We start from the raw sequence: 25,549 nt of genomic DNA, 5'->3' as shown, positions 1-25,549 counted from the left end.
TATGGATTTAAGAAATTGTATAAAATGTGGAAGGGTTTTTTCATATAGAGGCTCTGAGATTTGCTCCAGATGTGGAGAAAATGATGAGGAAAGCTTTAAAAGGGTGAAGGAATATCTATATGATCATCCAGGGGCAACTATATCGGAGGTATCAGAGGCCACTGAAGTATCCGAAAAGCTTATTTTAAAATTTCTAAGGGATAACAGAATAGAAATTAGGGATGAAAGTAACTTTTTCTTAGATTGTGAGAGATGTGGAAAAGCCATTAAGTCAGGTAGATTCTGTGATAGTTGTGCTGTAGAATTAAAAAGGGGATTTGAATCAGTTTTACCCAAGGCCCATGAAAAGAAACCAGAAGTTAAGACTTCAACCACCAATAGAATGTTTATTGCAGAAATGAGAAAAAAACAAAAATAGTATTAAGAAACACCTTAATATTGCCGATAATAAGAATATCAAAATAAATCGGATAAGTTGAGGTGTTTTTATATGAAAATTTTTAATAACCCTAATATAGCAAAGGTTTTAGAAATATACGGAAAAACCAATCGCAAAACTACAGAAAAAGTCAGCAATGCTGAACTTCCAAAGGATCAGCTTGAATTATCAGGTGCTGCAAAGGAATTTCAGATTGCTATGAAGGCTTATAAAGACCTTCCAGAAGTAAGAGAAGAGAAGGTGAATGAGCTAAAGGAGAAGATTCAGCAGGGCAGATATAATATATCAGGTAAAGAAATAGCAGAGAAAATTATTGAAGGAATTCAAATAGATAAGAAAATATAGCCTTCACAAAATTTGGGGTGATGATAAATGATAAAAACTACTGATCAATTGATGGAATCCCTTAATCAAGAAAAGATCTTATATCATGAAATACTGAAACTAGAGAAGGAAAAGTTTGAGGTTATAAAAACAGCCAATCTGAAAGAATTGGAGAAAATGACCATTAAGGAGCAGCAATATCTGATGAAAATGGCTACCTTCGAAAAAATTAGAAGGTCTATTCTAACGAATGCTGCTAAGGAGATTGGTGTTGAAGAGCTTCATAGTATTTCGGATTTATTGATTCATTTAAAGAATTCGGAAATGGTTCAGCAAATAGATGATCTTCGAAATCAAATGCTGAATGTTATTGCCGAAATAAAAGAGATAAATGAGTTAAATGAAAAGTTGATGAATCAACATTTAGATTATATAAATTTTAATATGGAGTTGCTAACCAGCAATCTACAGAGCACATCAAATTATAGCGGCAACCCTACTGAAAAGGGTAAGCAAAAGACCAACTTATTTGATGCAAGGATATAAAGGGGGATAATCATGCGCTCTACATTTACAGGATTTAACACAGTACGTTCGGGACTGTTTGCAGCACAAAGGGCATTAGATATCACAGGACATAACATATCCAACGTTAATACTAAGGGATTCTCTAGACAGAGATTAAATCAGGTTCAAAGTAATCCCTTAAGACTTTTTGGTGGACAAGGCACTCTGGGAACAGGAGTAGATACGATATCAATAACTCAGTTTCGGAATGAGTTTTTAGATTTTAAGTATAGAAGTGAGGTTAAGACCCAGGGTTATTGGGAAGCTAAAAGAGATGGTCTTAAGTTTATAGAAGCAATATTCAATGAGCCATCAGACTCTGGTATAACGACAGTTATGGATGAGTTGTTTTCCTCCTTTCAGGAGCTTAGTAAAAACCCAGAGAGTCAAACGACTAGAGCTTTGGTTAGACAGAGGGGAATCACCTTCACCAATACAGTGAACCATATGTATAGTCAATTGGAAAAAATGGCTAGGGATTTAAACTTTGATGTAGAAACAACAGTGACATCAATTAATGCCTATGCAGAACAGATTGCACTATTAAATGAGCAGATTCACCGCTTAGAATCTGATGGTAGCCATGCCAATGATCATCGAGATCAAAGAAATATGCTAGTGGATGAGCTATCAAAGCTTGTTAACATAGATATGATAGAGGTTCAAGATCCAAATGATAAAAGTGGAAATGGTAAAAACAACAAGATGGTTCTCCAAATTAATGGACAACCCTTGGTTTATCACAATAGAGTTAATAAGCTAGATACAAGCACAAGTGTCGCCAGCACCTTTGATAATCAAATTCATATGAAACAGGTAAAATGGGCCAACGGTGATACAATAGATACTAAAGCCCTAAGCGGCGATTTAAAAGGACTTCTGGACTTAAGGGATGGACTTTCAGCCGAAACAAAAGGAGTGCCCTACTATATACATCAGTTAAATAACTTTGTAAATACCTTTGCCAATGAAGTCAACAAAATCCATGCATCAGCCTATGGATTAACCGGAACCAATGGAGTGGCATTTTTTACTGTACAAGGGGTAGCAACTCCTGCCTTAGCATTGCCACTGGATGATACTCCAGATAAGCTTATATATAATCCTGGTAATCATGGTGCCTATATTCCAGAGTTAGGGAATATTTCAGCTAAAAATATAAAAATATCCTTAGACATAGATGCAGACCCAAATAAAATTGCTGCATCGGCTGAAGCAAATCTATTACCAGGTGACGGTTCAAGGGCCTTAGCCTTATCCCAATTGAGACATGATTTTGCAATGTTTAGTGAGGGTAAACCAGAGGACTTTGTAAAAGCCTTAATCTCTAACCTAGGGGTTGACACTCAAGAAGCCATTAGAATGACCGATAATCAATCCTTTCTAGTAGAACAGATTAACCGACAAAGAGAATCCATAGCAGGGGTATCCCTAGATGAGGAAATGTCTAATATGGTTAAGTTCCAACATGCATATAATGCCTCTGCTAGAATGGTAACCACTATGGATGAAATGCTAGATACAGTTATTAATAAGATTGGATTAGTGGGCAGATAAGTTTATGCTTTGCATAAATTTATCTAGTGAAAAATGAAAAGTGAAAAATGAAAAATGGGTGAGCTACAATGAGCAAAAATATTATCAGTGATAAGTCATTTGAGTTTTCAATAAAAATAGTAAAGCTATGTAAAAGATTATACCAAGACAAAGAATATGTAGTATCACATCAGTTATTGAAGTCTGGAACAAGTATCGGTGCTAATATTGAAGAAGCACAATATGCTCAGAGTAAAAAAGATTTTATTTCTAAGCTTTCAATATCCTTAAAGGAAGCAGCTGAGACACGATACTGGTTAAGATTGTTACTAGAAACCAATAGTGAATATATTAATGAGTTGAATGACTTGTTGAAGGAGTGTACTGATTTAATAAAATTATTAGCAAAAGCAGTTAAGAATAGCAAATTAAGCTTGTGATTTTATATACATTTTTATAATGGTATAAGAATTTAATTTTTAACTTTTCATTTTTAACTTTTCACTAAAAGAGGAGGGAACCGACTTTGCGAGTTACCAACAACATGATGATTTCAAATATGCTACGAAATATGAATAAAAACATGCTGGGCTTAGATAAGAGACAAATGCAGGTTTCAACTGGAAAAAGGATCCATGCACCCTCAGATGATCCTGTAGCTATCTCTAGAAGTATGAAGATAAAAGCAGATCTTAGTGAGCTTGAACAGTTTAAAAAGAATGTTGATGATGCAACGTCTTTTCTAGAGACAACTGAATTGGCAGTTAAGGATGTGGGTAATGCTCTAACCAGATTAAGAGAACTGGTTGGTCAAGCCGCCAATGGTGTTCTTACCGGGGATGATTTGGTAAAAATAAAGGGTGAAGTTGAAGAAATAAAGTCACAAATAATAAGCTTAGGTAATACTACTTATGCTGGAAAGTATGTCTTTTCAGGTAAGAAAACAGACGAAAAGTTATTGGACAATAATGGTAATTACCTCATAAATTTAAGAGATATGTATGACCCAGCAACAGTTGATGATAAAATAAAATTCGAAATAGGTGTGGCTGAGACCATAGAGATTAACACCTTAGGCTTTGAAATATTTCATAATCTCCCATTGGGAGGGGACAGAATAGTAGCTGCTGGCGGACAGGCAGATTTAATAACACAGATTGATGACATTATTGGACATCTAAATGCTGAGGATTTTGGACAATTAACTGGGTCCTTAGATGTGATCGATGAATATATCGATATAAACCTGACGGCTAGGTCTGAAATAGGAGCAAAGGTTAATCGAATGGAGTTGGTTAGTAGTAGAATTGCAGATACCAATGTAAACTTCAAAAGCCTTCAATCTCAAATAGAGGATGCAGACATGAGCGAGGTTATCATGCAACTTCTAAATGAAGAGAATGTCTATAGATCATCTTTATCAGTAGGTGCAAGAATTATACAACCCAGTTTACTGGATTTCTTAAGATAAGAAGGACTAATACCTTTATAGGTAGGGTGATTAATTATGCAGATTAGAATTCAATCTCAAAGTGCTTTAATTGGTATAAACTCGAACTTTGGTGAGTTTTCTATACAACAAAACCAATGGCCAATGAAATTAAGCACTAAGGATTCAAAGCTACATATACAATCAGAGGAAGCAGTATTATTAATAGACCAGAGTCGGTGCTTTGCCGAAGCTGGTCTTAAAAGTACTATGGAAATGTCCAGAGAACTTGCCAATAAAGGCAGAGTAGCTGCCCTACAGGCAACAGCAAGGATTGCTGGAGAAGGAAAGGAAATGGCAGATATCCATAATGGCATGGCCATAGCCCGTCAGGCAAAGGCTAGATATGCTGCCAAGGAAAAATCCTTCAACTTTGATATGATTCCAAAAAGTAGACCAGAAATTGAAGTCATACAAGGTGAAGTGTCTGGATATGTAGAAAGAGGATACATCGACCTTAATATGGGCAAAATTACACCAGATATTAAGTATTATCGAGGAGATATAAACATTTATTTAAAACAGAAGAACTATTTAAAAATTGACTTTGTTGGTGAAAATGTTAATGTACTAGGTGGATAATTTCTCCCACCATTATATTGTAATAAAATGAACTATTTAATATAAAAAGGGGTGCTTATAAATGATATTAAACACTAAAAGCTTAGGTGAAATTCAAGTAAATGAAGAAAGCATCATTCAGTTTGAAAACGGCATACCAGGGTTTGAAGACTTAACTCAGTTTATAATAGTAGATAACCCCCAGGAGGATGTACCCTTTTGTTGGCTTCAATCAGTTGATAATACCGAAATATCCTTCGTAATTATAAATCCTTTTGTTTTTAAGAAAAATTATGATTTTGAAATTCCTAGCTCAATAGTTGAAGGGCTAGAAATAGAAACTCCTGAGGATGTGGCTACCTACGTAATCGTGGTAATCCCAGAGGATATTAATAAGATGACAGCAAACCTAGCTGCCCCTATTATTATTAATTCTAAAAATAAAAAAGGGAAGCAAGTGGTTTTAGAAGATAATCGATACCATATTAAGCATCTAATTTTAGATGAAATGAAAATGGGATAGGAGGGAGAGGTCGTGTTAGTACTAACAAGAAAAACTGATGAAAGCATTGTTTTAGGTAAAGACATAGAAATAAAAATTCTTGGTATTGAAGAAGGTAAAGTAAAAGTAGGTATCTCCGCTCCGAAAAATATTGAAATCTATAGAAAAGAGGTATACTTAACGATTGAAGAGGAGAATAAGGCTGCCAGTAAGCCTCAAAATCTAGATCAATTAAAGGGACTCTTTAAAAAGTAATTTGAGCAGCTTTACTTTTATCTTTTATTTACCTATAACCTATTACTTATTCCTTATAACAATATTCCCTATAAAAAACATAATTTTTATTAAAAAAATTATGTTTTTTACTATAAAGTATAAAGATTATCATCCGATAAATATGGTATAAGGCAAAAATCATCAATTTTCTACAACGCCGGCAGTAGATTAGAGATGCAGCCTATATTAAAATCTTTTAGCCCAGACAAGGATGTCGGGTAAATAAAATTCAAGGAGGAATTCAAATGAGTAACATGGTAATTAACAACAATATGTTAGCAATCAACTCTCACAGATCATTAAAGATCACAGGATCAGAGCAAGGTAAGGCAGTAGAAAAGTTATCTTCTGGTTTAAGAATCAACAGAGCAGCTGACGATGCAGCAGGTCTTGCAATCTCAGAAAAAATGAGAGGACAAATCCGTGGTTTAAACCAAGCATCAAGAAATGCTCAAGATGGTATCTCTTTAATTCAAACAGCTGAGGGTGCATTAAATGAAACCCATGCTATTCTTCAGCGTATGAGAGAGCTAGCTGTTCAGTCTGCCAACGGAACCTACCAAGATGCTGACAGAACTATGGCAAATGCAGAAGTTACACAGTTAAAGAACGAATTAACAGCTATCGGTGACAATACACAATTCAACAAAATTAACCTATTAAATGCAGCAAATACAGTAACCTTCCAAACTGGTGCAAACCAAGCACAAGTAGTTACAGTAACAACAATGAACGCAACAGCAACTGGCTTAGGTGTTAATGGAGTTGACATAGCGAATATGGCTAATGCATCTACCGCTATCGGAACAATAGACACTGCAATCGAAAGTGTTGCTACTTCCAGAGCAAATCTTGGAGCAGTTCAAAACAGATTAGAACACACAATTAAGAACGTAGACGTAGCTGCTGAGAACCTACAAGCATCAGAGTCCAGAATCAGAGACACTGATATGGCTAAGGAAATGATGAACTTTACAAGAACCAACATCCTACAGCAAGCAGCAACTGCTATGCTAGCACAAGCAAATCAAGCTCCTCAAGGAGTACTTCAGTTATTAAGGTAATAGAAAGAACTAAGAAAGGGGTAGAATTCTACCCCTTTTTTAAAAACTGAAAAGATGTTATTTAGATATAAATTGTTTTAATTTATATGTAAATAGCATCTTTTATAAATTAAGGGAGGGTCATAAATGCTACTCAGTATTGTAATGATGGTTAAAAATGAGTCAAAATATCTAGATAAATGTTTAAGTAGCTTAGAAAAGCTTAGAAGTGCCATATCATCAGAGCTTATAATCGTTGATACGGGGTCTGAAGATGACACAGTGGATATAGCAAAAAAATATACAAATAAAGTCTATTATCATCCATGGAAGGATGATTTTGGAGCCATGCGAAACATTACCATAGGCTATGCTAAGGGCCAATGGCTTTTGGTTTTGGATGGTGATGAAGTACTAGAGGATAGCTGGCCCATTATCGATTTTTTTAACTCTAATGCCTACAAAAAATGCAATGTGGCTATGGTTAAAGTTAAAAGCTACTCCTACACTGATGATTCAAGGGGGAGTATTTCTTCTATTTGTAGATTATTCAAAAACTATAATGGTTTCTGTTATAGGGGAATTATCCATGAACAACCTAAAATAAAGCCTCCTGTGTGCACTATTGATGCAGTGCTATTACACTACGGCTATGTTTCCGATGATGAGGAGTTAATGGAACGAAAGTTTGTAAGAAACACACAGTTACTAAAGCTAGCCCTAGAAAAGGACCCCGAAGACATCTATACATTATTCCAGTTATCTCAATCCTATGGAATGCGTAAGGATTATCTAACAGCCCTAGAGTTGGCTTATAAAACCTATAAAATGGCTAAAGAAAAACAGTTAAACTTAAGTAAATACATGTACGTTTATACCCAGTTGGCACAAGGGTATTACTATACAGAGGACTATAATAAATTAGAGGAAATATGTGAAGAGGGCTTGACAATAAAGGAGGGATTAGTAGATCTTTATTGTCTTTTAGGCTATGCAAAGGAAAAACTACTAAAAAATCAAGAGGCAATAAAGAATTACGAAATTTATTTAAGGCTATTAGAAAAGGGAAATGAGGGTACTCTATCCGATATAACCTTTTCGGTATATTCGTTAGACTCCAAGGATAATGTAATTGCAAACATGTGTAGGATCTTTAATACTGAGAAGAGGTACGATAAGGTAATAGAATATTCATTGAAGATTAAGGAAGAAAACCACTTAAGAAGTACTATACCCTATTTAGTAAAAGCCCATTTACAAACTGATAGTATTCAGGAATTATTAAACTATTATAATACCTACATTTTAGTTGATTATGTTAAGTTGAAGGATGATTTTATAACCAACCTAGAAGTGCTATTAAAGGACTATAGCATAGAAAAGAAAAGGGTAATCTATGACGTTTTTTCTGAAAATGAAGATAGCTATTCTTTACTCAATCTAGTTCGTATAAGCCTATTAAATGATACTGAGTTAGCTGTCAAATATGTAGAACAGGTTTACAGCTTAGATTTCAATAATCTTCCTGACTATTATGGGGATTGTATCTTTTATCTTATAAAAAAACAGCTTCCCATATTTGATAATTTGGTTAATCTTCAAGAATACAAAATCGAAAATTATTTTAGGTATTTATTATTTTCCCATAATAAGTCCTATGCATATGAAGCCATAGAATATTTAAAAAAGGTTTATCCTCAGTTTAACTTATTAAAATGCAAGATCACTAAGAATATTGCTAAATTTATACTGTTATTTAAAGAGCTAAAGAATGACGAATATAACCTAATATTCATCAGGTATATAAATGATAGTATCACTCTGATAAAACAAATTTATAATCAAGAGATCATTAATGATGAATTAATATCTATGGTTAAAAATGAAGAGGATGCTTTTATAATCTATATGCTTAAGGCCCTTGAGGGAAGAGAAATAGATGAGTTGAAATATGTTGGTTATTTAAGAAAGGCCCTTGGTATATATCCTGTTATGCAAAAGGGAGTTAAACATCTCCTTAATGAAATGGAAAATAAAACAGCGGAAAATAGTGAGTTTAAAGAATATAAAAGTAAGGTGAAAGACAGTATCCGGTCATTAATTAGTGATGGGAAAACTAATGATGCCAGCAGCACCCTTAAGGAATACCAATCAATCGTGAAAGAGGATATAGATATTTATGCTATAGAATCTAGCATTGCTATTATTAATGAAGATTTATCAGCAGCTGAGATGTACTTAAAGAAAGGGTTAGCACGAGCACCTAGAGACTTTGATCTTCTATGCAATGCTGCTTATCTATGCCAAATTCAAGACAACCTAGATGAGGCAATAAATTTGTATAAATATGCAGCGGATGTATCAAAGGACCCTAATGTAAAAGAACAGCTTCATGAGATCATTACACAATTAAGTGAATCTCACAATCTGACAAAGCTTAAGGAGGAATTATCATCATCATCGATTTCTTCTGATGACAGCCCTACTGATAGCAACAGAAAAACAAGTATAATTCTTTTAACCTATAATAATTTAGAATACAACAAGCTTTGCATTAATAGCATAAGAAACTATACAAAACCTGAATCCTATCAGTTGATTGTAGTTGATAATGCATCTACCGATGGAACTTTAGAGTGGCTTAAGGAGCAAAGGGATATTGAATTAATCTCTAACTCAGTGAATGAAGGGTTTCCAAAGGGATGTAATCAAGGAATAAAAATGGCTGATGTAGGAAACGACATTTTATTATTAAATAATGACACCATTGTTATGCCCAATTGGTTAGAAAACCTGCAAACTGCTTTGTATAGTAAGGACTCTATTGGTGCAGTAGGTGCTATCACCAACTCATGCTCCAATTATCAGGCTATTTCTCTACCCTATGACAATTTTGATGATATATTAGCCTTTGCTACTGCCCATAACCATAGTAATGCAGCTCTATGGGAGGAAAGGTTACGGCTGGTTGGTTTTTGTATGCTTATAAGGGGTGACGTAATACAAAAGATCGGTTTGTTAGACGAAAGGTTTACTCCAGGAAATTTTGAAGATGATGATTATTCATTAAGAATACGACAGGAAGGGTATAGGTTACTTCTATGTAAGGATACCTTTATTTATCATTTTGGTAGTATGTCCTTTTCTAAGGAGTCAAATAAGTTTAATGATGTACTTATAAAAAATAGAGGAAAGTTTCAGGAAAAATGGGGTTTTGATCCCTACAGTATTATCACAATAAACAAAGCGATTACTCAATATTTAAAATCTCAACAAATAAGCTTTAATAATATTCTAGAGTTAGAATGCGCTGGTGGGGGAACCTTGTTGGATATAAAGAACGAATTTCCTAACGTGGACCTATTTGGCATTGAAAAAAATCCAAAATTATTATTGAACTACCAACATTATGCCGATATAAAAGTAGGAGGCTTTAAAAGTATTGAGACCTTTGAAAGAAATTTCTTTGATGTAATCATAAATGCATCTACTAGCTGTAAGTCAAATAAACTAATCGAAAATCTTAATTATCTTTTTAAATATGTAAAACCGAATGGAATGGTGATATTGAAGCTTACTGATAAAGTTAAGGATATGACAATGGAAGAGTTAGATAAGCATAGAATATCCTTTGACTCAGTAGAGGAGTTGCAAGGTGATACCTTACTAGCATTTTACAGGAAGGATACTGATACCCCTATGGCAAGTAAAGAAAATTCAATCTCTATAAAAAGAATCAATCAAAGGGAACTGTTATCTATGGAAAGGAATAATCTATTGGATGAATTAAATGATACCCAGCTTGGTTATATCTTAAGAAGAATAGAAAACAGCTTCAACTCTGAAGAAGATCTTGAAAGCCTTTGGAACTACCTAAATAGGCAATCTTCAGAAGGTAAAGACAAAATCATTAGATGGGTAGATATGAAAGCCACAAATAAAGATTTAATTCTAAACCTAGTAGCCAGCTTGTATTACTCCAATAACAAAATTCAAGAGGCTTTATCCATACTAGAATATGCTTATACAATGAACCCTCAATATGCAGATACAGTTTACAATATATCTCTAATAGTATATGAATTAGGTGATAAAGAAACAGCACTACAGTTTCTCAACAATGCAGAGCCCCTTGAGGGGGAACTCCTTAGCTTGAAACAAGAAATAATGGAGGCATAGTCATGAATAAAAATAAATTTTCCTTTATCACCTGCGTAACCGATCAAGATGTCTATCAAGAATCCCTGTATTATATTAGTCAACTGAAGATTCCAGAAAACCTTGAAGTAGAATGTATTTCCATTGACAATCCTAAATCCATAGCTATGGCTTATAATGAAGCAATGGCTGCTAGCGATGCAAAATACAAGGTATATCTACATCAGGATGTATTTATTATTAACAAAGGCTTTATTGAAGACTGTATAAATCTTTTTAATAGCGATAGCAATATCGGGATGATTGGTATGGTAGGTGCAAAGGCTATACCAACCAGCGGCATATGGAAGGACTCAAAACATAAGTATGGTAAGGTTTTTAAAAACCACAGTGGATTCATGAAGGAGATTGTATATAACGACATTGAAGGCCTATATAATGAAGTGGATATTTTAGAGGGCTTTATTATGATCACACAATATGACATCCCTTGGAGGAATGATGTATTTAATGATTTGTGGTTTTATGATGCAGCCCAAAGTATTGAATTTAAGAGGGCTGGCTATAAGGCTGTAATTCCAAATATATCAATACCTTGGTGCATACATGATTGTGGAGCTGAAAATGTAGATAATAGATTTGAAGAGTATAGGAAATCTTTCATTAACACTTATTACAGGGATATGTATCCATTAGTAAGTATTTTGATACCTACCTATAATAGACCAGACTATTTTAAAATAGCACTAGATAGCGCTATAAATCAGACCTATAAAAACATAGAAGTTATTATAGGCGATGATAGTACCAATAACGAAACAGAAGAATTAGTTAAGAAGCATTACCTTAATAAATATCCCAATATTACATACTATCATAACGAAAGGAACTTAGGGCAATTTGATAATGATTTAAAGTTAATGGACATGTGTAAGGGTGAATATGTAAACTTTTTGATGGATGATGATTTATTTGAACTAACTAAAATAGAAAAAATGATGAGCTATTTTATAAATGATATTGATAGAGAAATAGCCCTAATTACCTCCCACCGTGGAATCATTGATGAGAAGGGTAATAATAAAGGACTTTTTGGAGACACAGATTCAGTATTCAAAACAGATACAATCATTCATGGAACTGAGCTGGCTGACTTTGTTATAGCTAATAATTATAATTGTATTGGTGAGCCAACAACGGTTTTGTTTAGAAAAAGCATGCTAATAGAGCCCTTTGGGGTATTTAACGATCGAAAATATGAGTGTAACGTAGATCAAGCCTCTTGGTTCAATCTATTAAGTCAAGGTAAAGCAATTTTTATTGCAGAGATACTTAGCTATTTTAGAATTCACGATAACCAACAGCTAGGCTCAACAAAGATGAAACTGTTGGGTGCTGTAGATTATATTCATGAAGTATTAACAGCTAATCAAAAGGGATTTTTACAAAAGAATGAAGAATATCTCAAAGCTTTAAGGAATTCTCAACTATACAGCGAAAGTGTAATGAGAGAATATCAACCAGATGAGAAGGATGGTTATAAAAACGAATATAATCAATTACAAGATATATACAAGCAGCTTAACGAAGAGTTAAAACGAACTAGTAATTCTGAAGGTATAAGCAGAAAGGATTTACCTTTAGTAAGTATACTTATACCGGCATATAATCAAACAAAATACCTCAAGGAAGCATTAGAAAGCGCAATCAATCAAACCTACTCTAATATAGAGATCATCATAGGGGATGATAGTACTACCAATGTAGTTGAAGAGTTCATTAAACCCTATTTGAGCCAATACTCAAACATAACATATTTTAGAAACCAAAGGGAAGAGATGGATTATGGTCTTTCTAACGTAATTAGGCTTATGGCTGAATGTAAGGGTGAGTATATAAACTTTTTGTTTCATGACGATGTTTTTCATATCACTAAAATAGAAAAAATGATGAAGTTCTTTACAACACGTAGAGATATTAGTTTAGTCACATCCCATAGACAATTAATTGATGAGGAAGGTAAATTCTTACCAGATAATGGCGCTACTCAAAGGCTCTTTGATAAAGATACTATCATTGATGGTCATCAGTTGAGCTTATTTTGCTTGGAAAATTTAACAAATTTCATTGGTGAACCTTCAACAGTATTGTTTAAGAGAACCTTATTAGATGAAGGGTTCGGCTTTATTAATGGTCATTTGTACTTAAATATAAGTGACTTATCAACATGGATTGCACTATTAAAAAAAGGCAACGCTGTCTATATTTCTGAGAGCTTGAGCTATTTTAGAGAGCATAATAGTCAAAATTCTAAGAAAAATGAAATTTACTTAATTGGTATTTGTAACTGGAAGGAGATAATAGATGCCTGTTACAAGATGAATATCATAAATACAAATATGGAATATATTAATCTGTTATCTAAGTGGTTTAAATGCTTTAGTGGGCAGCTAAATGAGTTGAAGTTTAAATATATTAAAAGTCATATTAGGGAAAGACTAAATCTAGCTTTTTCCGATGCTATTAATAAGATAATTGAAGACAAACAATATCCTCATAAATGTGTTATCTGTTCAAATGATGTGGAAAAGTTCGTACCTTATAGATTACATGTTTCAGAAAGCTTGGCAAAATATAACATAATTGGCAGTGATGTTGAAAACTTTTCATGCCCCATTTGTGGTGGACATGATAGAGAACGACACTTAGTTATGTATTTCAATGAGCTGAAAATTTGGGAAAAAATCTATAATCGTAACATACTACACATTGCACCTGAAGATAAAATTAAAGAATTGGTTAAGAAACATAATCCTAATAACTATATTCAAGGAGATTTGTTTCCAAATAAAGCTGATATTATAAGAATAGATATAACCAGTATACAGTTTGAGGATGAGACCTTTGATGTAATTATATGTAACCATGTGTTAGAGCATATTATAGATGATTTAGCAGCAATGAAGGAGCTTTATAGAGTGCTTAAAAAAGGGGGAATAGCAATCCTTCAAACCCCATATTCTCCTCTTTTAAAAGACTCATTTGAAGATGAGAAAATCACCAAAAGTGAAGATAGACTAAAATATTTTGGACAAGAAGACCATGTTCGGATCTATGGACTAGATTTCTTTGATAGATTAAAAAGGGCAGGCTTTCAGCTAAATATTATCAGTAATGACGAGATATTCAATGATGAAACTTGTATTGAGTATGGAGTAAATCCAAGAGAAGACTTAATATTAGCAACTAAAATGTGAAGGATGGTTGAGGATGATTAATGTTACGAGAACCTATCTGCCAAGTAGAGAAAGATATAAAAAATACATTGATAAAATATTTGATTCTGGTTGGATAACTAACAATGGTCAAATGGTTAAAGCACTAGAGCAGAAGTTAGAGGAATATTTAGGTGTTAAAAATCTTGTGTTAGTATCTAATGGGACATTGGCTCTGCAAGTAGCATATAAGTTATTGAACTTAGAAAAAGAAGTAATTACAACGCCTTTTTCTTTTGTGGCAACAACCAGTAGCCTAGTTTGGGAGGGCTTAAAGCCTATCTTTGCAGATATAGATAAAAGGAGCTTGTGTATTAATCCTAACCTAATTGAAAAAAATATTACACCTAATACCTCTGCAATATTACCAGTTCATGTTTTTGGAAATGGATGTGAAGTAGAAGAAATAAAATCCATTGCAAAGAAGCATAACATAAAAGTTATTTATGATGCCGCCCATGCATTTAATGTAAACTATAAGGGAGAGAGTATTCTAAAGCATGGAGACATATCGATATTGAGCTTCCATGCAACCAAAATATTTCATACTATAGAAGGCGGAGCACTAATCATTAATGATGATGAAATCTATGATAGGGCTCGAAAACTAATAAACTTTGGAATAGTAGGTCCAGGTGAAATAGTTGATATTGGAATTAATGCAAAGATGAATGAGCTACAGGCAGCTATGGGGTTGTGTATATTGGAAGACATGAGTGATATACTTGAAAAAAGAATGAAGGTTAATGAGATATACGACGGTTACCTTAGGGGCTTAGAAGGTGTAAACCTATTACATTATAATAAAAACTGCAGTAAAAACTATGCTTACTATCCAATTCTTTTAAAAAGTGAGGATTGTTTGCTTAAAGTAGTTAAAGAGCTGAATAATAAAGATATTTATCCAAGAAGATATTTTTATCCTTCTTTAGATACCCTTAGTTATATAAATACAGATGATTTAATGGTAAATTCAAATGAAATCGCTAAGAGAATTCTTTGTTTGCCTCTATACGAGTCTATAGATGTAAAGGACCAAGAAATGATTGTTAATACAATAAGGATGTGTGTTAAGTGACTAAGCTTGCAATAATGCAACCATATCTATTTCCTTATATAGGATATTTTCAACTAATTAATGCTGTAGATACCTTTTTAATCTATGATGATGTTCAATTCATTAAAGGTGGATGGATCAATAGAAATAGATTATTAATTAATGGTACCGATAGAATGTTTATCTTTAACATAAAGAAAGATAGTTATAAAGCTAATATTAATGAACGATATTTTATTGAAAATATTGAATATGAGAAAGACAAATTCATTAAGTCTATTTATTTTTCTTATAAAAACGCACCCTACTTTACTGATTCGATAGGTTTAATAGAAAACATAGTAAGTTATAAAGAGAACAATCTCTCAAAATTTATTATCAATAGCATTAAAGCAATATGCAATTGTTTAGAGATAAATACTGAAATATTAGTATCTTCAAATTTAATGATAGGTGAAAACTTAAAGGGTGAGGATAGAATTATATTTATAAACAAAAACCTGAAATCAAACACCTATATTAACGCTATCGGAGGAAAAAACATTTATTCACATCAACCCTTTAATAGAGAAGGCATAAATTTACATTTTATACAATGTAAAAATATAGAGTACAAGCAATTTAACAATCCATTTATAAATAACTTATCGATAATTGATGTTTTTATGTTTAATTCAAAAGAGCAGATTAAAAAATATTTATGTGAATATGAGTTGATAAAATGAAAGAGATAGGTGGTTTTTTTGAGCTAGAGCTAGGTAAGAAACCAGAATATCATTATAATGCCTTGAGACTTAACAGTGGTAGATCCTGCTTGGAATATATATTAAGGGTGAGAAATTACAAAAGAATATATATACCTGTTTATGTATGTAATGCAGTTATCGATGTAATAGAAAGAAATGGTATTGATTATAAGTTTTATTATCTAGACAACGGATTTTTCCCAGTATTAAACAATTATAAACTTGAAAATAATGATGCAATTCTATATATCAACTATTATGGTTTGTTTCAAAATCACATTTATGAACTAGGATTAAAGTACAATAACTTAATTATTGATAATACTCAGGCTTTCTTCAGTAAACCAATAGAAGGGATTGATACCTTTTATTCGGCAAGAAAATTTTTCGGTGTTGCAGATGGAGGATATTTGTATGTAGATTCAGACTTATTACTACCGATTATCAAAGATATATCATATCAAAGATATACTCATTTATTAAAGCGAATTGATTTATCGGCAGAGAGCAGTTACAAAGACTATACAGTAAATGAAGGCCTATTTATAAATGAACCTATAAAACATATGTCTAATTTAACTCAATCAATACTTTCCAGCATCGATTATAGTAATGTAATTACAACCAGAGACAACAATTTTAGTTATTTGCATGATATTTTCTATAAAATAAATAAGTTACATATAGAAAAACACCAAATTCATGGACCATTATGTTATCCCCTATTAATCGATAAAGAAGGCTTAAGGGATAATCTATTAGAAAATAGAATATATGTAGCTACCTATTGGAAGGAAGTACTGAATAGAGCATTAAAGAATTCCTTTGAGTATCAATTAGCTAAATGGCTTATACCTATACCGATAGATCAAAGGTATAATTTAGAAGATATGAGTTTAATTGCAAGTCACATAAAAAAGTATCTAGATACTTAGTTTTCCTATTTAGGATTATTTAATTCTATGAGTTAAGAGTCAGCAAAGGGGTTGATAGCTATATGAAGAAGAGAGTACTGGTCTTTCCATGCGGGTCTGTGCCTGGAATCGATATAAACTTTGCTTTAAGAGATTGCTTGAGAATAGAGCTTTTTGGAGGATCAAGTGTAGCTGATCATGGGTCTTTTGTATATAAGAATTATATTGGAGATATACCCAATATTAATGAAGAATGCTTTATTGAAAGATTTAACCAAATTATAGAGTATTATAAAATTAATTTTATAATTCCAACACATGACACAGTAGCCCTATTTTTAATGGAGAATCAAACGTTGTTAAATGCAATAGTTGTATGTTCTGAGGTTGAAACTACTAGAATATGTAGACATAAGGCATTAATATATGAAACCTTTAAAGGATATGACTTCAATCCTATAGTATACAATAATATTAATACCATCGATACTTACCCTGTTTTTCTTAAGCCTAACATGGGCCAGGGGGGCAGAAATTCTTATGTAGCACATGATTTTGAAGAATTAAACTTTTATATGCATAGGAGCAAAGATCTAATTATATGTGAATATTTGCCTGGAGATGAAATCACTATAGACTGTTTTACTGATAAAAATTCAAAACTTAGATATTTTTCCCCAAGAATTAGGCAGCAAACATTTAATGGAATTAGTTCAAAATCGCATATATTGGAAAAAGATGAAGAGCTCCTAAATATTGTAAGGCAGATTAATGATAAGCTTAGCTTTAGGGGATATTGGTTTATTCAGTTGAAGAAAGACACAAATGGGAATTTTAAATTGTTGGAAATCTCTACTAGAGTTGCTGGTACTGCATGTCTAAGTCGCAATCTAGATGTAAATTTCCCTTATCTTGCTGTCTTGGACTTTTCAAATGAGGAAATTGATATAACGCCTAACAATTATAGCATTGAAATAGATAGAACCTTAATAAGTAGATATAAAATAGGCATCGAATATGACAGAGTGTATATAGATTTTGATGATACACTTGTTTTTAATAATTCTATGTATAATAAGTTTATGTTTATGTTCATTTACCAATGCCTTAATAATAATAAGGAAATTATACTTATTACAAAACATGAAAAAGATATTTATATGACTTTACAGGAGTTGAAGATAGATAAAAACATATTTAAAGAAATCATTCATATTACTAATAATGATTATAAGTATAAGTATCTTTCGCAAGAAAAACCATGTATTTTTATAGATAATTCATATGTTGAGAGAAAACATGTTAGGGAAAACTTAGACATACCTTCATTTGACTTAAACAACATAGAATGTCTTATTGATTGGAGAGGGTGAGCATGACATTAAAAATAGAAGATACTAGATATAAGGTTTTAGAGAAATATAATGATGTAATCAGTATGATTCACAATAATTATCCAGTTTATTTATTAGGAATAAATGAATATACCAATAATGTTTTAAATTATGCCAAAATGAAAAATATTGAAATTAAAGGTATTATAGACGACTATACAGAAAAAGCCCATTATAAAGAATTTCCAATTTATAAACTTTTTAATAATAATATTGATAAAGAGGAATCGATAATAATTAGTTGTGTAGTTGATGGGAAATTAATTACTGCAATGAATAAGCTAACAGATAGTGGTTATAAAAATGTTATTAATTATCTACACCTGTATCTTCATGATCAGCATTTAGGTATAAGCAGATATTTTTATAATACTGTAGATGATATTAATAATAATGAACTCAATTACTTTTGGTTATATGAAATATTAGGAGATCCTGAATCTAGGGCAACATTAAAGAAGCTTGTTGATTTTAAATACAACTTGAATATAGATTCAATGAGAGACTTTTGTTTTAATATAGGCGGGCAATATTTTGAAGATTTTCTTCCCAGTGGCATAGATGAAGTTTTTGTTGATTGTGGAGGATACGATGGATTTACAACTAAAGCATTTATTAATAGATATCCACAATACAAGGAGATATATTATATAGAACCCTTTAGGCCATTTTTTGAAGCATCAAAAAAAACACTAAAAGATTATGAAAATATTAAGTTTTATAATAATGCAACATATTGTGCTAAAGAGTATATTAATTTTGATGTTAACGGGTCAGCTAGTTATATTTCTGAAGATGGTAATACTAAGGTGCAGGCAATAACACTTGATGAAATAATAGCCAGTGAAGTCACCTTTATCAAAATGGATGTAGAAGGGGCAGAATACGAAAGCTTACTAGGTGCTCAAAGAGTCATTAAAGAGTATAAGCCTAAACTAGCTATATGTGTATATCATAAGCAAGAGGACTTCTGGAGAATCCCTAAACTTGTATTGAGTTATAACCCCGATTATAAGGTGTATTTAAGGCATTACACCGAAGGAGTACTTGAAACAGTAATGTATTTCATTTAAAGGAGAGCTCTGATGATTAAATTAATAAGTGATTGGATTGCTGATAAAAATATCATCTTATTCGGTGCTGGCCCTATTGGTGAAAAAGTTATACAGCATTGGCAATTTCCAAATAAAATTTTAGGCATAATCGATAATAGAGAGTCTAAACAGAATAAACTAGTAGAAGGAATAAAAGTACGTGAAGTAAATTATATAAAAAACTTTAACATCAATAAGATTAAAGTGATTATTACTACTGAAGATAGCTATTATTCCACTGCTGCTAAACAACTAATTGGCCTAGGATTAAAAGAAAATGATGATTTTATATCGGGTAGTAAACTAGATAGAATATTATGTAACACAATTGGAAATGTAGAGGTACCTTATGAAGATATTTACCCAAAAGCAACTTATGCTCCTTGGAGGGAGGATGATTGTTTTACTCGGATGTATGAGTCAATAAAAGAAAATACATTAGTTGATATTTATAGATGTTTTGAAATTTGGGAACTGGTCAAACAAGTGAGCAAACTACAAGAGGGTGCATTAATAGAGATTGGTGTTTGGAAGGGCGGTACTGGTGCGATAATATGTAAGCAAGCAGAAGAGTGTGGTATTCTAGAAACGACATATTTATGTGATACCTTCAAAGGAGTAGTTAAGGCCTCTGATAAAGATACATTATATAGAGGTGGTGAACATAATGATACCTCTGAAGAGACGGTGAGTAATCTTCTAGAGAGATTTAATTTGACTAATTATAAGGTTCTAAAAGGTGTATTTCCAGAGGATACGGGATATATGGTAAATTCTCTTAAATTTAGGTTCTGTCACATAGATGTAGACGTTTATAATTCTGCAAAGGAAATTGTAGATTGGATCTGGGGTAAATTAGTAGTAGGCGGCATCTTACTATTTGATGATTATGGATTCAAAGAATGTGATGGTATAACAAGATTAATTAATGAACAAAAGTGTTTAAATGATAGGCTTATCATATGTAATCTTAACGGTCATGCAATAATTATAAAGTTAAAATAAATATTAAAGGTGAGAGTAATGACAAAAGCTTTAGTGGTAGGGTATAGTGGTCAACTAGGACATGAGTTAATAAAGGTGTTAAAACTTGATGATTTATTTAAGAAATCAATAGAAGAGTTAATTATGACTGATTCTAGCATGTTGGATATCACTTGCAAAAATTTAGTTCTAAAATACATACTTAAAATACAACCCGATATCATCATCAACTGCGCAGCTTACACAAAGGTAGACCAAGCAGAGGATGATTACGAGAAGGCCTTTCAAGTTAACTCCTTAGGACCAAGAAATCTTGCGATAGCCGCTGAAGCCATTGGAGCTAAGCTGATACATATTTCAACTGATTACGTATTTGATGGTAAAGGTGTTTTAGTTAACGGTGAAAAGGTACCTTATAGAGAATACGATACTACTAACCCCATAAATGTATATGGTAAAACCAAGCTTTTGGGGGAGGAATATGTAAGGGAATTTTGCAGCAAATATTTTATTATTAGAACCTCGTGGCTTTATGGGGAAAAGGGAAACAACTTCGTCAAAACCATCATAGGCGCTGCTAAGGACAAGGGTAAGCTTCAGGTGGTTGATGATCAGTTGGGGAATCCAACCTATGCAGGTGACTTAGCTGAACGTATACTTAAGCTAGCACTAACTGATGAATATGGGCTATATCACTGTACCGGTAAAGGTATTTGTAGCTGGTATGACTTTGCAAAAAAAATAATTGAATATACAGAAATCCCTTGTGAAATAGAGGCTGTTACTTCTGATAACTATAAAAGAAAGGCCCAAAGGCCCTCCTATTCTTGCTTAGATAATATGATGCTAAGGAGTACTATAGGTGATGATATGAGGGAATGGCAGGATGCTTTGTATGATTTTATCAAAAATAGACTGATGCTTTAGGAGTTGGGAATATGTCTAATTTTCATTTTAATGAAACAGGTATTAAAGGTCTATATGTAATACAACAAAAAATATATGCTGATTCTAGAGGTTACTTTATGGAAACCTATAATGAAAAGGCATTCCTTGAAGCTGGTTTAAATGTGAAATTTGTACAGGACAACCAATCTAAATCCACTAAAGGAGTTTTACGGGGCCTTCATTTTCAAAAGCAATATCCTCAGGGTAAGCTGGTTAGAATTATTAAAGGAGAGGTATTTGATGTAGCTGTAGATTTAAGAAGAAACTCTCCAACCTTTAAGCAATGGTTTGGATGCATATTAAGTGAAGAAAACCGAAGGCAAATGTATTTACCTGAAGGCTTTGCCCATGGATTTTTAGTATTATCAAATGAGGCAGAGTTTATTTATAAATGTACAAACTTATATCATCCAGAGGATGAAGGTGGCTATCTATGGAATGATCCAACCTTTCATATTCAATGGCCACTGGAAGGAATAAAGGAGGTAATTCTATCTGAAAAGGATAAAAGTCACTTGCCTTTTAACACTGTTGAATTTAGCTATAACTTCTAAACTACTATTATAGGGGGACAATTTATGAAAACCTACTTAGTTACTGGAGGAGCTGGTTTTATAGGCTCTAATTTTATTCACTATGTTCTAAAAAACTACCAAGATGCCTTCATCATTAACTTAGACAAGCTTACCTATGCAGGAAACCTAAAGAATTTGAAGGAAGTGGAGAAGAAAGAAAACTATCGCTTCGTCAAAGGAGATATTACCGATATCCCTTTAGTTCAATCTCTATTTGATCAATATCCAATTGATTATGTTGTAAATTTTGCTGCAGAGTCTCATGTAGACCGAAGTATAGAAAGTCCCATGGAGTTTGTTAAGACCAATATTGAGGGTACCTTCGTATTATTAGATATGGCTAAAAAGGCCTGGCTTATAGGAGAAGAATGGGCTAGTGGTAAGAAGTTTTTGCAGATTTCCACCGATGAAGTATATGGCTCATTGGGAGAAACAGGATTATTCACTGAAGAAACTCCCTTAGATCCAAGAAGTCCTTATTCAGCCAGTAAGGCTTCTGCTGATCTACTAGTAAAGGCCTACTATGATACCTACAAGATGCCCATTAATATAACCAGATGCTCTAATAATTATGGACCCTATCAATTTCCAGAGAAATTAATACCCCTTATGATTAATAATTGTCTTAATGCTAAGGATTTACCCGTTTATGGAGATGGAAAAAATATTAGAGATTGGATTTATGTAGAGGATCACAGCTCAGCCATTGATTTAGTCCTCAACAAAGGTATTATAGGTGAGGTTTATAATGTTGGTGGAGGAAATGAAAGAACCAATATCGAAATCGTAAAAACCATCATTAATACCATAAAAGAGCTGTTACCTAAGGAGGATAGTAGATATAATGCTATTAGCCAAGAGCTTATAAAGTATGTAGCAGATAGAAAGGGTCATGATAGACGATATGCTATTGATTCTACCAAGCTCCAGAGTCAGCTGGGTTGGTCAACCAGTATACCCTTTGAAGAAGGGGTTGTACACACGGTAAAATGGTATCTCGATAATAGTAAATGGCTAGAGGAAATCACTACAGGAGAATACCAAGTCTACTATAAAAAAATGTATTTAGATAAGGAAAGGAGCTAAGGACTTGAAGGGAATAATTTTAGCTGGAGGTAGTGGGACAAGGTTGTATCCTATTACCAAATCCATTAGTAAACAAATCGTACCGATTTATGACAAGCCTATGATCTATTATCCTCTATCGGTATTAATGCTGGCAGAGATAAAAGAGATATTAATTATATCCACTCCTCGAGATTTACCTGTATATAGGGAACTTCTTGGTGATGGTAAACAGTTGGGTATGAGCTTTACTTATGCAGTTCAAGAAGAGCCAAGGGGGATAGCGGAGGCCTTTATAATCGGTAAGGAGTTTATAAGTACGGATTCAGTAGCTCTGATTTTAGGGGATAATGTCTTTTATGGATATGGATTCTCTGCTATGCTGAAAGAAGCTGTTGAGATAAAAGAGGGAGCCTGTATATTTGGCTATTATGTTAATAATCCCAATGCCTATGGAGTAGTAGAGTTTGATAAAGGGGGTAATGTATTATCCATAGAGGAAAAGCCAACAACACCAAAATCTAATTATGCAGTTCCTGGACTATATTTTTATGATAATGACGTAGTAAGAATTGCAGAAGGCTTAAAGCCCTCCAACAGAGGAGAATTAGAGATTACTGATTTAAACAAGCACTATATGATGAATAAAAAACTAAAGGTGCAGCTTTTGGGTCGAGGCTTCGCATGGCTAGATACAGGGACCCATGATGCCCTTCTGGAGGCTAGTAACTTTGTTCAAACGGTACAAAAAAGACAAGGTCTGTATATAGCCTGTATCGAAGAAATAGCCTATAGGAATGGATTTATTGATAAGAGGCAATTGGAATTGTTGGCCGATGGTCTTGTAAAGACAGAATATGGTCAATATCTAAAAGGACTAAAGTAAAAGGATATGTGGAGGGGAGCTGAATAAAATAGATAAATTCATTACCGTTATAGAAAAAACCTTAGAGTTAATAGAGACAATAGAAGAAGGGTTAATGCATTTAGAAAATCAAATTAATGAGCTAAAGTTTGAGGATGCAAAATATATGGTACAGGATATTACAGAAGCTATACTCAGCATAGAAGAGGCCATAGCTCCAATGTTAAATGACCTTCCTTCTAATAATATCGAAGGATTATCTACAGACCTCAGAGCAGTATTAGGAAGGGCTCTTAAAGAATCAGATAAGGCAGTTAATTTTAACGAAATAATCCAACATTTTAATAAGTGGAAGGAAGAATTAAGAAGAATATTAAAGCCATATATTATCTCTTAACTGATTAGATGAAAGCCTTAGATGTAGTCCTTTAGGACTATTTTCAAAAAGTCCACTCCTAAAAAAGAGACATGCTTACGTAGATATAATAATATATTATTAACCATGAACTTTAGGGGGGCTATAATGAAACTAATTAATTGTACGATATGTGGAAGACTTTTTAAAAGTCAATACTTTACTATATGCGAGGACTGTCTTGAAGGTCAGGAAGAGGTAAATCCATATAAAAAGGTTAAAGATTTCTTAGAAAAGCACCCCGGTGCCAACGCCCTTGAGGTCTCTAATGCAACTGGAGTACCAAAAAACTTAATTGTAAAGTTTATAAATGATGATGTTATATCTGTAGTAAAAAAGAGAAGCTAAAAACCGCCTATGGGCGGTTTTTTCTAATGTATTCATCAATTAAATTATTATAGGCCTTCATAATCTTTAAAACGATTGGGTTCTTAGGTGAATCAAATATCCTATCATCAATAACAGTTATTGGTAGAACCTTTGGAGAGGTGCCTGTCATAAAAACAGCATCCATTTTGTGTACTGTATTGCTAGAAAAGCTTTTTTCAATAATCACTATCCCTAGATCCTTACATAAGGTTATAACCCTCTTTCGGGTTATACCCTCTAAAACTTGATCTGCCGGTGGAGTATAAACTATTTCATCCTTAACAAAAAATACGTTTGACCTACTTCCTTCAGTTATATATCCTTCATTGTTAACTAATAAAGCTTCATAGGCACCCTTTTCCTTAAGGGTTAGACTTATCAGTTCCCTTTGCTCCTTGGCAACTACCTTTGCATTTGGGTTGTGTCTTTCAGCTGGAAAAAGAATTGTAGCAACACCGAAATTATATTCCTTTTGACTAGGATAGCTGCTAGGAATAAAAAATATGTATGTATCAGGTTTTGATTTATTAAGCTGGTTAATAATGATTTTAATATTCTCATCTGGAAAACCGTTGTTTTCTATTAATCTATTGATATCTTCTAATAGCTTGCAGGCATTTATCTCATAATGATTATTTAACAACCTTAAAGAGTTTTGTAGTCTATCAATATGCTCTTCCACAAAAAGGGGTACACCAGATAGCACTCTAATAACCTCATAAACAGATGGATAAATATCAATAAGGGATTCATCAAAGTCCTCAAGATTTTTTAATTGGCCGTTGGATATGAAAAATTTTTTTTGTGACATTATATACATAGATACACCTCCATAGCCTTATTTTATCACTTTTTTATTTAATAGGAAACTAGTTCTCTTTTTTCCTATTAAATGGGGGATTGTAAGGGGGTAACCCCCTTATAGAAATAAGGAGAGGTGAGTTGTGTCACGA

25 protein-coding genes are annotated in these 25,549 nt (G+C 32.9%); 24 read left to right on the top strand and 1 reads right to left on the bottom strand.

Annotated features, from left to right (window positions below; genetic code table 11):
• The first annotated feature begins 1 nt into the window (after window position 1).
• The 24 genes from F8153_RS13655 to F8153_RS13540 all read left to right on the top strand — a co-directional run bounded on the left by F8153_RS13655 (window position 2) and on the right by F8153_RS13540 (window position 24,575).
• Window positions 2-418, top strand: a complete 417-nt coding sequence (locus F8153_RS13655) for a TIGR03826 family flagellar region protein (protein WP_151866916.1) — start codon at window positions 2-4, stop codon at window positions 416-418.
• 72 nt (window positions 419-490) lie between these two features.
• A complete protein-coding gene (flgM, locus tag F8153_RS13650) occupies window positions 491-784 on the top strand; it encodes a flagellar biosynthesis anti-sigma factor FlgM (RefSeq protein WP_151866915.1) in 294 nt (97 codons plus the stop codon).
• Window positions 785-811: 27 nt separating this feature from the next.
• Window positions 812-1,309: a flagellar protein FlgN gene (locus F8153_RS13645; RefSeq protein ID WP_151866914.1), complete on the top strand. Its 498-nt coding sequence runs from the start codon at window positions 812-814 to the stop codon at window positions 1,307-1,309.
• 12 nt (window positions 1,310-1,321) lie between these two features.
• Entirely contained in the window at window positions 1,322-2,887 is a 1,566-nt protein-coding gene (gene flgK / locus F8153_RS13640; RefSeq protein WP_151866913.1) for a flagellar hook-associated protein FlgK, read from the top strand.
• A 68-nt stretch (window positions 2,888-2,955) separates the two neighbouring features.
• A complete protein-coding gene (locus tag F8153_RS13635) occupies window positions 2,956-3,306 on the top strand; it encodes a four helix bundle protein (protein ID WP_151866912.1) in 351 nt (116 codons plus the stop codon).
• 86 nt (window positions 3,307-3,392) lie between these two features.
• The gene (flgL, locus tag F8153_RS13630) at window positions 3,393-4,337 is read left to right on the top strand and encodes a flagellar hook-associated protein FlgL (RefSeq protein ID WP_151866911.1); all 945 of its coding nucleotides are present in this window, start codon (window positions 3,393-3,395) and stop codon (window positions 4,335-4,337) included.
• A 36-nt stretch (window positions 4,338-4,373) separates the two neighbouring features.
• Window positions 4,374-4,937 carry a DUF6470 family protein gene (locus F8153_RS13625; RefSeq protein WP_151866910.1) on the top strand — a complete coding sequence of 188 codons (564 nt, stop codon included), beginning with the start codon at window positions 4,374-4,376 and terminating at the stop codon, window positions 4,935-4,937.
• A gap of 61 nt (window positions 4,938-4,998) precedes the next feature.
• On the top strand, window positions 4,999-5,439 hold the full coding sequence (fliW, locus tag F8153_RS13620) for a flagellar assembly protein FliW (protein ID WP_151866909.1): 441 nt from the start codon (window positions 4,999-5,001) through the stop codon (window positions 5,437-5,439).
• A gap of 12 nt (window positions 5,440-5,451) precedes the next feature.
• The gene (gene csrA / locus F8153_RS13615; RefSeq protein WP_151866908.1) at window positions 5,452-5,673 is read left to right on the top strand and encodes a carbon storage regulator CsrA; all 222 of its coding nucleotides are present in this window, start codon (window positions 5,452-5,454) and stop codon (window positions 5,671-5,673) included.
• A 275-nt stretch (window positions 5,674-5,948) separates the two neighbouring features.
• Window positions 5,949-6,758, top strand: coding sequence for a flagellin N-terminal helical domain-containing protein (locus tag F8153_RS13610; protein ID WP_151866939.1), 810 nt, complete (start codon window positions 5,949-5,951; stop codon window positions 6,756-6,758).
• A gap of 126 nt (window positions 6,759-6,884) precedes the next feature.
• Complete coding sequence (locus F8153_RS13605; protein ID WP_151866907.1) at window positions 6,885-10,916, top strand: glycosyltransferase; 4,032 nt, start codon at window positions 6,885-6,887, stop codon at window positions 10,914-10,916.
• A gap of 2 nt (window positions 10,917-10,918) precedes the next feature.
• On the top strand, window positions 10,919-14,152 hold the full coding sequence (locus F8153_RS13600; protein ID WP_151866906.1) for a glycosyltransferase: 3,234 nt from the start codon (window positions 10,919-10,921) through the stop codon (window positions 14,150-14,152).
• A gap of 13 nt (window positions 14,153-14,165) precedes the next feature.
• Window positions 14,166-15,248, top strand: a complete 1,083-nt coding sequence (locus tag F8153_RS13595) for a DegT/DnrJ/EryC1/StrS family aminotransferase (protein ID WP_151866905.1) — start codon at window positions 14,166-14,168, stop codon at window positions 15,246-15,248.
• The gene (locus F8153_RS13590; protein WP_243136987.1) at window positions 15,245-15,952 is read left to right on the top strand and encodes a WbqC family protein; all 708 of its coding nucleotides are present in this window, start codon (window positions 15,245-15,247) and stop codon (window positions 15,950-15,952) included. The genes F8153_RS13595 and F8153_RS13590 overlap by 4 nt, the downstream gene beginning before the upstream one ends.
• Window positions 15,949-16,908, top strand: coding sequence for a hypothetical protein (locus tag F8153_RS13585; protein WP_151866904.1), 960 nt, complete (start codon window positions 15,949-15,951; stop codon window positions 16,906-16,908). The genes F8153_RS13590 and F8153_RS13585 overlap by 4 nt, the downstream gene beginning before the upstream one ends.
• Window positions 16,909-16,970: 62 nt before the next feature.
• Window positions 16,971-18,260, top strand: coding sequence for an ATP-grasp domain-containing protein (locus F8153_RS13580; RefSeq protein WP_151866903.1), 1,290 nt, complete (start codon window positions 16,971-16,973; stop codon window positions 18,258-18,260).
• Between the two features lie 2 nt (window positions 18,261-18,262).
• Window positions 18,263-19,354, top strand: a complete 1,092-nt coding sequence (locus F8153_RS13575; protein ID WP_151866902.1) for an FkbM family methyltransferase — start codon at window positions 18,263-18,265, stop codon at window positions 19,352-19,354.
• Between the two features lie 12 nt (window positions 19,355-19,366).
• A complete protein-coding gene (locus tag F8153_RS13570) occupies window positions 19,367-20,380 on the top strand; it encodes a TylF/MycF/NovP-related O-methyltransferase (protein ID WP_151866901.1) in 1,014 nt (337 codons plus the stop codon).
• An 18-nt stretch (window positions 20,381-20,398) separates the two neighbouring features.
• Complete coding sequence (gene rfbD, locus F8153_RS13565) at window positions 20,399-21,286, top strand: dTDP-4-dehydrorhamnose reductase (RefSeq protein ID WP_151866900.1); 888 nt, start codon at window positions 20,399-20,401, stop codon at window positions 21,284-21,286.
• Between the two features lie 11 nt (window positions 21,287-21,297).
• Window positions 21,298-21,861 carry a dTDP-4-dehydrorhamnose 3,5-epimerase gene (gene rfbC, locus F8153_RS13560; protein ID WP_151866899.1) on the top strand — a complete coding sequence of 188 codons (564 nt, stop codon included), beginning with the start codon at window positions 21,298-21,300 and terminating at the stop codon, window positions 21,859-21,861.
• A gap of 24 nt (window positions 21,862-21,885) precedes the next feature.
• Window positions 21,886-22,968: a dTDP-glucose 4,6-dehydratase gene (gene rfbB / locus F8153_RS13555; protein ID WP_151866898.1), complete on the top strand. Its 1,083-nt coding sequence runs from the start codon at window positions 21,886-21,888 to the stop codon at window positions 22,966-22,968.
• A gap of 4 nt (window positions 22,969-22,972) precedes the next feature.
• A complete protein-coding gene (gene rfbA, locus F8153_RS13550; RefSeq protein WP_151866897.1) occupies window positions 22,973-23,833 on the top strand; it encodes a glucose-1-phosphate thymidylyltransferase RfbA in 861 nt (286 codons plus the stop codon).
• 94 nt (window positions 23,834-23,927) lie between these two features.
• Complete coding sequence (locus F8153_RS13545; RefSeq protein ID WP_151866896.1) at window positions 23,928-24,209, top strand: hypothetical protein; 282 nt, start codon at window positions 23,928-23,930, stop codon at window positions 24,207-24,209.
• A 126-nt stretch (window positions 24,210-24,335) separates the two neighbouring features.
• Window positions 24,336-24,575: a hypothetical protein gene (locus F8153_RS13540; protein ID WP_151866895.1), complete on the top strand. Its 240-nt coding sequence runs from the start codon at window positions 24,336-24,338 to the stop codon at window positions 24,573-24,575.
• A 7-nt stretch (window positions 24,576-24,582) separates the two neighbouring features.
• Here F8153_RS13540 and F8153_RS13535 read toward each other — a convergent pair whose 3' ends face one another.
• A complete protein-coding gene (locus tag F8153_RS13535; protein ID WP_151866894.1) occupies window positions 24,583-25,416 on the bottom strand; it encodes an aminotransferase class IV in 834 nt (277 codons plus the stop codon).
• Window positions 25,417-25,549 lie beyond the last annotated feature (133 nt).

Source organism: Alkaliphilus serpentinus, from assembly GCF_009017255.1.
GTDB lineage: Bacteria > Bacillota > Clostridia > Peptostreptococcales > Natronincolaceae > Alkaliphilus_D > Alkaliphilus_D serpentinus.
Note: the sequence above shows the minus strand (reverse complement) of the source record. Positions and strands in the feature narration are given on the sequence as shown.

Bases quoted from the DNA above. Each gene is read 5' to 3' on its own strand.
- F8153_RS13645 (WP_151866914.1), top strand. From the start codon at position 812: ATGATAAAAACTACTGATCAATTGATGGAATCCCTTAATCAAGAAAAG.
- F8153_RS13605 (WP_151866907.1), top strand. From the start codon at position 6,885: ATGCTACTCAGTATTGTAATGATGGTTAAAAATGAGTCAAAATATCTA.
- fliW (WP_151866909.1), top strand. From the start codon at position 4,999: ATGATATTAAACACTAAAAGCTTAGGTGAAATTCAAGTAAATGAAGAA.
- F8153_RS13600 (WP_151866906.1), top strand. From the start codon at position 10,919: ATGAATAAAAATAAATTTTCCTTTATCACCTGCGTAACCGATCAAGAT.
- rfbC (WP_151866899.1), top strand. From the start codon at position 21,298: ATGTCTAATTTTCATTTTAATGAAACAGGTATTAAAGGTCTATATGTA.
- F8153_RS13535 (WP_151866894.1), bottom strand. From the start codon at position 25,416: ATGTATATAATGTCACAAAAAAAATTTTTCATATCCAACGGCCAATTA.
- flgM (WP_151866915.1), top strand. From the start codon at position 491: ATGAAAATTTTTAATAACCCTAATATAGCAAAGGTTTTAGAAATATAC.
- F8153_RS13610 (WP_151866939.1), top strand. From the start codon at position 5,949: ATGGTAATTAACAACAATATGTTAGCAATCAACTCTCACAGATCATTA.
- F8153_RS13585 (WP_151866904.1), top strand. From the start codon at position 15,949: ATGAAAGAGATAGGTGGTTTTTTTGAGCTAGAGCTAGGTAAGAAACCA.
- flgK (WP_151866913.1), top strand. From the start codon at position 1,322: ATGCGCTCTACATTTACAGGATTTAACACAGTACGTTCGGGACTGTTT.
- F8153_RS13655 (WP_151866916.1), top strand. From the start codon at position 2: ATGGATTTAAGAAATTGTATAAAATGTGGAAGGGTTTTTTCATATAGA.
- rfbB (WP_151866898.1), top strand. From the start codon at position 21,886: ATGAAAACCTACTTAGTTACTGGAGGAGCTGGTTTTATAGGCTCTAAT.
- F8153_RS13545 (WP_151866896.1), top strand. From the start codon at position 23,928: ATGCATTTAGAAAATCAAATTAATGAGCTAAAGTTTGAGGATGCAAAA.
- F8153_RS13635 (WP_151866912.1), top strand. From the start codon at position 2,956: ATGAGCAAAAATATTATCAGTGATAAGTCATTTGAGTTTTCAATAAAA.
- F8153_RS13580 (WP_151866903.1), top strand. From the start codon at position 16,971: ATGAAGAAGAGAGTACTGGTCTTTCCATGCGGGTCTGTGCCTGGAATC.
- F8153_RS13570 (WP_151866901.1), top strand. From the start codon at position 19,367: ATGATTAAATTAATAAGTGATTGGATTGCTGATAAAAATATCATCTTA.
- F8153_RS13595 (WP_151866905.1), top strand. From the start codon at position 14,166: ATGATTAATGTTACGAGAACCTATCTGCCAAGTAGAGAAAGATATAAA.
- F8153_RS13625 (WP_151866910.1), top strand. From the start codon at position 4,374: ATGCAGATTAGAATTCAATCTCAAAGTGCTTTAATTGGTATAAACTCG.
- F8153_RS13540 (WP_151866895.1), top strand. From the start codon at position 24,336: ATGAAACTAATTAATTGTACGATATGTGGAAGACTTTTTAAAAGTCAA.
- rfbD (WP_151866900.1), top strand. From the start codon at position 20,399: ATGACAAAAGCTTTAGTGGTAGGGTATAGTGGTCAACTAGGACATGAG.
- F8153_RS13575 (WP_151866902.1), top strand. From the start codon at position 18,263: ATGACATTAAAAATAGAAGATACTAGATATAAGGTTTTAGAGAAATAT.